At 70.0% G+C, this 4,211-nt stretch carries 5 protein-coding genes; 2 read left to right on the forward strand and 3 right to left on the reverse strand.

The genetic code is table 11. The annotated features are described in order from the left end of the window. From AB0G02_RS30200 to AB0G02_RS30210, 3 genes are all read right to left on the reverse strand, one after another. Positions 1–542, reverse strand: a 542-nt coding sequence (locus AB0G02_RS30200) for a hypothetical protein (RefSeq protein ID WP_360800623.1), incomplete at its 3' end; no start/stop codon positions are given. 62 nt (positions 543–604) lie between these two features. Continuing rightward, positions 605–1,219, reverse strand: coding sequence for a hypothetical protein (locus AB0G02_RS30205; RefSeq protein ID WP_360800626.1), 615 nt, complete (start codon positions 1,217–1,219; stop codon positions 605–607). Between the two features lie 221 nt (positions 1,220–1,440). Beyond that, positions 1,441–2,817: a hypothetical protein gene (locus tag AB0G02_RS30210; RefSeq protein WP_360800633.1), complete on the reverse strand. Its 1,377-nt coding sequence runs from the start codon at positions 2,815–2,817 to the stop codon at positions 1,441–1,443. 276 nt (positions 2,818–3,093) lie between these two features. On the opposite strand from AB0G02_RS30210, the gene AB0G02_RS30215 reads away from it, so the two are divergent. Further along, positions 3,094–3,717 (forward strand): DUF305 domain-containing protein, encoded by a 624-nt coding sequence (locus AB0G02_RS30215; protein WP_360800628.1) that lies wholly within the window; start codon positions 3,094–3,096, stop codon positions 3,715–3,717. Positions 3,718–3,798: 81 nt separating this feature from the next. Beyond that, on the forward strand, positions 3,799–4,211 hold a 413-nt coding region (locus AB0G02_RS30220), incomplete at its 3' end, for a helix-turn-helix domain-containing protein (protein ID WP_360800631.1).

Genomic DNA, 4,211 nt, shown 5'->3' on the forward strand with positions numbered 1-4,211 from the left:
AGCAGGGACACCGCCGGGAGCGACCCGCCCAGCAGGAGCCGGCCCAACGCGTAGTCGAGCGCGGGCACGGCCAGGCACAGCGCGAAACCCCACGGCGGCGCGGTCCTCGGCTTGGTCCGCGCCGCCCACGGCGTCCGGTTGAACGGCTTGGCCACCGACAGCCACACCTGGCAGGCCAGCGCCGAGGCCATCAGCAGCGAGCCGACGCGCATGAGCAGCGGCGAGCCGCCGGGGTGCAGGTTCGGGCTGAGCACGAAGATGCCGACGTACAGCTGGCTGAACGTGATCACGAACTTCGCGAGCACCCACCAGTGCCGGAAGTAGCCCCACGCGGTGAGGCCGGACAGCATGAGCCCGCTGAAGGCCGACGTGGTGGCCATGAACTGCAACACCTGCACGTCGAGCAGCTCGGCCGCCTCGAACGCCGACCGCCGCTCGGGCGCGGACAGCGCGTGGTCCACCACCACGAACAGCGCCAGCGCCATGGACATCCAACCCGTCGACGACACGACGTGCACCCAGACCAGCAGTTTCCGACCCATGCCCCACCCCTGTAAGTAGCCTGTCTACCTATAGTACGGCTACCTATGGGGCACGCTCGGCGCTACGGGCGGCGCAGCTTCGTCAGCCTGAGCCGCTCGGCGTCGGACAACGCCGAGTCGGTCAGCACGCGCACCCCGCGCGCGCCGATCGGTTGACCGTCCACGGACGTCACCCACCCGGTCGGCACGTCGGTGAACAGGGTGACCTCCGGCGTGTCCGCGAAGTGGCCGTAGCCCAGCACCGTCGACCGGCTCACGCTCGGCCCGTTCAGCACCACGTAGTCCTGGTCGGCCAGGGTCGGGTCGGTCACCCACGGCACCTCGTCGCCCAGCGTCCAGCCGCCGACGCCGCCGTAGCGCAGCAGGAACGTGCGGGCGTGGTGGATCGTGACCACGTAGTGGTGGTCGGCCTCCGGCTCGGTGCGCACGGGCGTCCGGGTGAAGGTGAGGCCGTAGGAGACGCCCGCCGCGTGCAAACCGCGCGAGAACGCGGCCAGGTCGCCACCCCCGGTGCTGATCGCCCTCGACAGCGCCGACCACGCCCCGGTGGCCGTCTGGTTCGGCAGTCGCGCGCCCGGCCACGGGTCGCGGATGGTCATGCCGCCCCAGATCAGCCGCACGGCGGGGGCCGGCCAGACGTTGTCGCGCTCACCCCGGTAGAGGGTCATGTGCGGCATGGGAATACTCCTCGCGAGGAATTCGTGAAGAGAAATCGGCCTCGATCCTACGCTGAGCAGCACGGATCGGAAACGAATTCACCGCCAAGGAGTACCGGCCCGCAGAAATAGTGTGTTAAAAGGGGGAATATGCAATGCAATTCCTCCGGGCGGACGAAGGGGCCCGCCGCTGGTGCGCGGCGGGCCCCTCGGTCGTGCGGAGCGCGGTCGGACCGTTCGGGTTAACGGGGGAACAGGTCCCGGTACGAGCCCTGCGTCTGCACGTTCAGCTCACCGACCCGGACCAGCTTCGCCGTCGCCGTCCGCGGGTCGCGGATGTCGAGCACGTCGAAGCCCTTGGCGATGTCCGAGGAGTAGATGTAGCCGTTGTAGTAGTACGCCGACCACGAGCCGCCGCCCGCGCCGTCGGGCAGCGGACCGCGCTCGAACCAGCCGATCTCCTTGGGGTTGCGGGAGTCGGTGAAGTCCCAGACCGAGATGCCGCCCTGGTACCACGCCTGCACCATGATGTCGCGGCCCTGCACGGGGATCAGCGAGCCGTTGTGCGCCACGCAGTTCTCCGTGTCGGCCTGGGTCCGCGAGATCTTGTAGTAGGAGCGGAACTCCAGCTTGCGGTCGTCACCGCGGCCGGTGATGTCGTAGATGCCGTCCGCGCCGCGGGTCGGGCCGATCTTCTCGTTGCAGGTCGGCGCACCGCCGCCGCCGAGCTCGTCGGTGAAGACCACCTTGGTGCCGGCGTTGTTGAAGGTGGCCGAGTGCCAGAACGCGAAGTTCACGTCGTCCTGCACGCGGCTGATCTCGCGGGGCTTCTCCCGGTCGGAGATGTCCCACAGCACGCCGTCACCCATGCACGCGCCCGCCGCGAGGTCCTTCGACGGGTACACGGTGATGTCGTGGCAGCCCGAGGTGGCGCGGACGTAGCCCTCCTCGACCGTGCCGTCACGGCCGGGGTTGCCGCCGTCGGGGAACACCACGGTCTCGGACAGCAGGGAGGCCGACGCCGGGTCCTTCAGCGGCACCTTGACGATGGAGATCAGGTCGTGCGGCGGCTGGCAGTCCGGGAAGGTCGCGCTCGGCCCGTACGACGAGACGTACAGGTAGACGTTCTTGCCCTTCTTGTCCGGCACCATCGTGTGCGTGTGCGAGCCGCACTTGGTCTCGACCGCGGCGACGTACTTCGGGTTCTTCTTGTCGCTGATGTCGAAGACCTTGATGCCCTCCCACGCGTCCTTGTTCGTCGCGGGGAGCGGGGTGCTCGCGCAGGAGTTGTCGCTGCGCGAGGAGTCGGTCGACAGGAACAGCAGGTCGCCCTTGACCGAGATGTCGTTCTGCGAACCGGGGCACCAGACCGTGCTCACGACCGCGGGCCGGTGCGGGTTGCGCACGTCGTAGACGACGAAGCCGTCGTAGTTGCCGTCGAACGCGTAACCGTCCTGGAACGCCAGGTCCGACCACGTCGAGGAGGAGGTGAACGGCGCGGGCTTCGGCAGGTTCGCCAGGTGCTTGACGTTGCGGCTGTTGCGGATCTCGTCGATGCCCGGGATGCCGTCGGCCGGCTGCTCCTGGCTCGACAGCTGGGTCTCGGACAGTCCGGCCAGGTCCGCGTCGTCCGGCGCCGCGGTCGCCTGGGGCGCCCAGGCCGCGACCGACAGGCTCAGCGCGAACGCCCCCAAGACCGCCACCGGTGTTCTGCGGCGGCGGGTCAAAACGCGTGCTTCCACTTCAGGTTCCCCTTCCAACCCGGTGCAGGGTTCGCGCAGTATCACCCGTTTGCAAGGCTAAGGACCAGACCCGATCGTCGGGATTTTCCGACTTCCAACCTGTGGGACCGCCGGGTACGTTGGCGGCCGGTGGAGGCTCTAGGGGGTAGCGGGATGCGGATCGTGCTCGTCGCCGTGCTGGTGGCCGTCCTCGCCGGCTGCACGTCCGGGTCGGACGACCAACCACCGATCATCGCACCGCAGGGGCCCGGTGAACAGGCCAGGACGGTGGCGCCGGACGACTTCGGCACCGACCGGTGGGTCGCGCCCAGCGAGGCGGACCTGCGGTACGTGGCCCGCATGATCGTCCACCACCGGCAGGCGCTGGACATGTCCGCGCTGGCCCCGGAGCGGGCGCAGAACGAGACCGTGCGCGGCCTCGCGTCGCGGATCCACGACACCCAGGGGCCCGAGATCGCGGCCATGGAGCAGTGGCAGCGGCAGTACGCCGAGAACGCGCCCGCGCACGGCCACAGCGCCGACCTGCCGGAGGTCGACCACGGGTCCATGCCGGGCATGGCCACGGACGCGCAGCTGGCCGCGCTGACGGCGGCCCGCGGCGCGGACTTCGACCGGCTGTTCCTCCAGCTCATGATCGCCCACCACGAGGGCGCCGTGCAGATGGCGGTCGAGCTGCTGTCGTCCGGCACCGACGTGCGGGTCGAGGAGATGGCCAACGACGTGACCGCCTCGCAGACCGACGAGATCAACCGGATGAAGGCGATCACCATCCCGTGAGCGCCGCGCCCGCTCCGTCCCCACACCGCCCGGGTTCCGTCCCGACGTCGCGTAGGTAACGAAAAGGCTAAGCTCGGGTGGGTGCCCAGGATCAGCGCCGACACGTTGGCGCAGCACCGCGCGAACCGGCTGAGGGACCTGCTCGACGCGGGACGCGACATCGTGACCTCGGAGGGCGCGAGCGCGCTGACCCTGGCGTCGCTGGCCCGCCGGGTCGGGCTGTCCCGGCCGAGCCTGTACGAGTACTTCCGCTCCCGCGAGGAGCTGGTCGCCGCGATCGTGTGCGACGAGCTGCCCGGGTGCGGGCGCAGGCTGACCGACGCGGTGCGCTCGGCGGTGGGCGTGGAGGCGAAGGTCGAGGCCTACCTCCGCACCGGGCTGGAGATCGTCGCGGACGGCGGCCACAGCGCGGTCGTCTCCCTGTCCACGCACGCGCTGCCCGAGGCGGCCCGCGCCCGGATCCGCGGTGAGCACGACAAGCTCCTGACGCCCCT

The sequence above is a fragment of the Actinosynnema sp. NPDC023658 genome, assembly GCF_040639995.1.
Taxonomy (GTDB): Bacteria; Actinomycetota; Actinomycetes; order Mycobacteriales; family Pseudonocardiaceae; genus Actinosynnema.